Genomic DNA, 4,356 nt, shown 5'->3' with positions numbered 1-4,356 from the left:
CAAGGACTAAACTCTGAAGCCAAAGGGTTGCTCTTTTTCCAACCGTTGTTAATTGCGCTGGCTGAAAGTGTGTAAATCCTAATGTTGGTAAATCTTTATATTGAATTGCAAAATCCGCTAAGTTTTTAATAACGTTAACCAACTTTTTCTTTAAGATTAAAAGTCCGTCGCGAATCTGGATTAAGTCTGTATTATCTCCTACAAATGCTGAAGTTGCTCCCAAATGAATAATTCCTTTTGCTGAAGGTGCTACATCACCATACGTATGAACGTGAGCCATTACATCGTGTCTGAATTTTTTCTCGTATTCAGCAGCCTTTTCGTAATCGATATTTTCAGCATTGGCTTTCAATTCGGCGATTTGCTCGTCTGTAATGTCAAGACCAAGATCTTTTTCGATTTCAGCAAGGGCAATCCAAAGCTTTCTCCAGTTCTGGAATTTGTTGTTGTGAGAAAAGTTAAACAACATTTCTTCGCTTGAATAGCGTTCTTCCAATGGATTTTTGTAGGAATTCATTCTTTTCTTTTACTTTTTTTAGATATGCAAAAATACGGTTTTTCAATGAGAGATAAAAATGGTTTTTTCTTAGAAATGCTTATCTGTGTTTAAATGAAACCAGAAAGCAATAACGAAGGAAAACTTTCATAAAAAAGCTGTAGAAAATATTTTTCAACATTAAATGAATTATTATCAGATTTATTTTTTATTTTAGCTTCTACAAAAGAAATATTAAATCAAATTAATTATGAAAAATTTAAAAAAATTATCAAAGTCAGCCTTAAAAAACATTGCAGGAGGATGGGTACCTCCTCCAGGAGAAAGTTGTCCTGCAGGTAGTTGCCAATATAAAGAGAACGGACCTTGCAGACCATATAATGCTAGTCTTTGTATCTAAACTAATAAAAAAAACAGGAGAATAGTTCTCCTGTTTTTATTGATAAATGACAACATCATTTTTCTTGATCTGATAACCAGTTTTCTTATAAGGTGCCAAAATATAGTTGTCTTTGATGTGCTTTCCGCTTTTCCAGAGTTTGCTTTTTCCCTGTCTGTCGAGAATAATGCTGCTTGCGCTTCCGTCGGGAATAAAAATTTCGGCTTTTTTCATGTTTTTACTGAAAATAACTGCAGTTGATGTGCTGTAACTTTTGTCTGAGTTTACCTCGTTCAATTTAATTTTCTGCTCGAAAACTCTTACGCAATCGTTTCTCAGCTGAGAATAGGTATATCCTGCGGAAGCTTTACAGCCATGAACATCTTTGTCTCCGCCCACTAAATGCGTTTGCTGTGAAAAGACTAATGAACCAAGGAACATCATACCAAATAAAATTGTTTTTTTCATGTTTTTAAATTTTAAGTTTTCAATCTGTTCAAAATTATGCCAAAGAACCTTATGAGTTGCTATGTATTCAAAAATACAAAAAAAGCCACTCATTGTGAGCGGCTTATAAAATTATTTTGTCCAGTTGATTTTGGAATGTTTCACATCGGATGAATTGGTTCCGATCATGATATCAAATTCACCCGGTTCCCAGTCGTATTTCAGGTCTCCATTGTAGAATTTAAGGTTTTCCGGAGTAATATCGAAGGTGACTTTTTTAGATTCTCCTTTTTTCAACATTACTTTCTGGAAGCCTTTCAGTTCTTTTACGGGTCTTGTGATGCTTCCTACCATATCTCTGATATAAAGCTGAACTACTTCTGCTCCATCATAATTTCCGGTATTCGTTACAATAACGGATGCCTGAATGGTCTGATTTCCTTTTGGATTTGCATTGGAAACTGTAACATCAGAATAATTGAATTTTGTGTAACTTAACCCATAACCGAAAGGATACAACGGCGTGTTACACTCATCCATATAATTGGAACGGAATCTCTGGTATTCACATTTATCAACCAGCTTCTGATCTAACGGGCGTCCTGTATTTTTAGCATTGTAATAGATTGGAACCTGCCCTAAACTTCTTGGGAAAGTCATCGGTAGTTTTCCTGAAGGATTTACTTTTCCGAACAGCACATCAGAGATTGCATTTCCTGCTTCAGAACCTGCAAACCAGACATTAAGAATTGCATCCGGAGTATCTTTAATGTTTGTTAAGGCTAAAGGGCGACCTGTGAAAAGAACTACTGCAATTGGTTTTCCTGTCTTTTTTAATTCATTTAAAAGATCTACCTGAGACTGTGGAATGGTAATTTCTGTTCTTGAAGATGATTCCCCGCTCATTTCAGCAGATTCTCCGATTGCCAGAACAATAACATCTGCTTTGTTTGCAACATCCACCGCTTCTTTTAATAAAACTTCTTTTGAACGGTTATCTCTGTCGGTTTTCTTACCGTGCGCTGCATAGATGTCTTCCAGTTTTGCATCATAATCAATATTAGCTCCTTTTGCAGAAAGGAATTTTACTTCTTTGCCGAAGTTTTCCTGTAATCCCTGCATCAGATTAACGGCTTTCTCATGTTTTGCTGCAACGCTCCATGTTCCTGCCATGTTCAGAGAGTTATTAACCAATGGTCCGATTACTGCAACGGTTCCTGATTTCTTTAAAGGCAATACCTGATTGTCGTTTTTCATCAAAACCATGGATTGTGCTGCCACATTTCTGGCAATATTGCGGTTTTCCATATTGTAAACCTCTTTTGCAGCCAGTTTTGCATCTCCGAATTTATAAGGATCTGAAAATAGTCCTAAATCGTATTTCGCTTCAAGAATTCTTTTTGCTGCCATATCGATTTCATCCTGAGTCACTTTTCCTTCTGCTAAAGATTTTTTCAGGGTGGTTAAGAATCCTTCACCTACCATATCCATATCAATACCTGCTTTTAAAGCCAATGCGGAAACTTCCTGAAGATTTCCCATCCCGTGATCTACCATTTCGTTGATTCCGGTATAATCGGTTACCACAAAACCTTTGAAATTCCATTTGTTTCTTAAGACTTCGGTTTGCAGCCATCTGTTTCCTGTTGCCGGAACTCCGTCCACTTCATTGAAAGAAGCCATTACAGAAGCTACTCCTGCATCTACTGCTGCTTTGTAAGGAGGAAAATATTCGTTGAACATTCTTACGTGGCTCATATCCACTGTGTTGTAGTCTCTTCCTGCTTCACCTGCCCCGTACAGTGCGAAGTGCTTGACGCAAGCCAGAATATTGGTTCCGTTGGCAAGATCTTTTCCCTGATAACCGTAGACCATATTTTTTGCCACTTCACTTCCTAAGTAAGGATCTTCACCGGCTCCTTCGGAAACCCTTCCCCATCTTGGTTCACGGGAAATATCCACCATTGGCGAGAATGTCCAGTTGATTCCGTCGGAAGCTGCTTCTTTAGCGGCAATTCTTGCAGACTGCTGCACCAAATTCATATCCCATGATGCGGCTAATCCTAATGGAATCGGGAAAGTTGTTTCGTAACCGTGGATGACATCCATTCCGAAAATCAATGGAATTTTAAGCCTGCTGTTTTCTACTGCAACTTTCTGAACAGCTCTGATTTTATCTGCTCCTTTTATATTGAAAAGTCCTCCGACTAAACCCTGTTCGATTTTTTTTCCGATGTCTGAACTTTTAGCCAAACCGGTAGTAAAATCGCCTGAACTTGGTAAATTAAGCTGTCCGATTTTTTCATCTAAAGTCATTTTCGACAAAAGATTATCCACAAAAGCTTTCTTTTTAGCCTGATATTGAGCCGTCTGATACGACTGAACGGGCTTCGTCACCATTTCCTGTGCCGAAAATACAGGAGCCAATGCTAAAGTGGCGATTACAATTAACTTTTTCATAACTCTATCTTCTTTTTTTAATTATAGTTCTATTTTTAATTTTTTGTTTATCTAAACGAAAAGTCGAAAAGTTTTTTTTAATTATCCTGCCTATTTTCTGTTCGCGAAGGTAATTCTATAAGCTAAGTATGAACCATTCATTCAGCAAACACTTTTCGTTTAACGATTTATACTAAATTATTTTTCTTTTCTTTTTGACAGCATCCATTCGTATAATTTAGGATTGGAATAGGTTGAATCCCAGGAATTATGATTGTCATTTGGGAAAATCGTCAATTCGGCAGAGGGATTTACAGGATGCAGTGCCTGATAAAAATTAAATGCATTTTCCGGTAAAACAACATCATCCATTCCGCCATGAAAGATTTTCATATTCAGATTTTTGTACTGATGAATGTTGGCGTACATTACTCGGTCTGTGGGTGCACAAACCGGAACGACCGCCGCAAACATTTCGGGATGTTCCATTGCTAGTTTCAGTGTTCCCCATCCTCCCATTGAAAGTCCGGTAAGGTAGATTCTTGAAGGATCCACTTTATATTTTGACTGAATTTCTTTTATTAAATTATAAACT

5 protein-coding genes are annotated in these 4,356 nt (G+C 37.2%); 1 reads left to right on the top strand and 4 read right to left on the bottom strand.

Annotated features, from left to right (window positions below):
• Window positions 1-517 (bottom strand): lyase family protein (locus WFK35_RS20995; RefSeq protein WP_336734461.1); only part of this gene is annotated, 517 nt, incomplete at its 3' end.
• A 229-nt stretch (window positions 518-746) separates the two neighbouring features.
• Between WFK35_RS20995 and WFK35_RS23325 the strand changes: the two genes are divergently transcribed.
• On the top strand, window positions 747-896 hold the full coding sequence (locus tag WFK35_RS23325; RefSeq protein ID WP_410492760.1) for a bacteriocin-like protein: 150 nt from the start codon (window positions 747-749) through the stop codon (window positions 894-896).
• Window positions 897-932: 36 nt separating this feature from the next.
• Here the strand turns inward: WFK35_RS23325 and WFK35_RS20990 are convergent, their stop codons facing one another.
• The 3 genes from WFK35_RS20990 to WFK35_RS20980 all read right to left on the bottom strand — a co-directional run.
• Entirely contained in the window at window positions 933-1,343 is a 411-nt protein-coding gene (locus tag WFK35_RS20990) for a hypothetical protein (RefSeq protein ID WP_336734460.1), read from the bottom strand.
• Between the two features lie 111 nt (window positions 1,344-1,454).
• Entirely contained in the window at window positions 1,455-3,782 is a 2,328-nt protein-coding gene (gene bglX, locus WFK35_RS20985; protein ID WP_336734458.1) for a beta-glucosidase BglX, read from the bottom strand.
• A 177-nt stretch (window positions 3,783-3,959) separates the two neighbouring features.
• Window positions 3,960-4,356: prolyl oligopeptidase family serine peptidase (locus tag WFK35_RS20980; protein ID WP_336734456.1), on the bottom strand; the 397-nt coding region annotated here is incomplete at its 5' end.

It is taken from the genome of Chryseobacterium sp. VD8 (genome assembly GCF_037149975.1).
Classification (GTDB): Bacteria; Bacteroidota; Bacteroidia; order Flavobacteriales; family Weeksellaceae; genus Chryseobacterium; species Chryseobacterium indicum.
Note: the sequence above shows the minus strand (reverse complement) of the source record. Positions and strands in the feature narration are given on the sequence as shown.

Excerpts from the sequence above, each read along its gene's own strand:
- WFK35_RS23325 (WP_410492760.1), top strand. The coding sequence starts at position 747 with ATGAAAAATTTAAAAAAATTATCAAAGTCAGCCTTAAAAAACATTGCA.
- bglX (WP_336734458.1), bottom strand. The coding sequence starts at position 3,782 with ATGAAAAAGTTAATTGTAATCGCCACTTTAGCATTGGCTCCTGTATTT.
- WFK35_RS20990 (WP_336734460.1), bottom strand. The coding sequence starts at position 1,343 with ATGAAAAAAACAATTTTATTTGGTATGATGTTCCTTGGTTCATTAGTC.